Genomic DNA, 243 nt, shown 5'->3' on the forward strand with positions numbered 1-243 from the left:
TTCGCCAGCGTGCCGTCCTCGAAACTGCTCAGCAGCCATTGTCCTTCGCGGGTGACGAAGACGGGAACGGCATCGTACTTCGCGGGTTCCAGCGCACGCATGATATTGGTTGCCGACAGCACCGAAACGTCATGCTCGGCGGAGCGTCCGCCAAAGAGCACTGCAATACGCAGTCTTTTCGAAGTATCGGCCATGAGCGTCTCCAAAATGGTCTGGGGTGCCGGCAGTAGGCACGTTGGGCCG

General features: G+C 60.1%; 1 pseudogene. It reads right to left on the reverse strand.

Annotated features, from left to right (window positions below):
• Nucleotides 1-194, reverse strand: a pseudogene (locus tag E5W87_RS33340) (D-alanine--D-alanine ligase A); the annotation flags it as partial.
• Nucleotides 195-243: the final 49 nt, after the last annotated feature.

This window comes from Mesorhizobium sp., from assembly GCF_004962925.1.
In the GTDB taxonomy this organism is placed as follows: Bacteria; Pseudomonadota; Alphaproteobacteria; order Rhizobiales; family Rhizobiaceae; genus Mesorhizobium.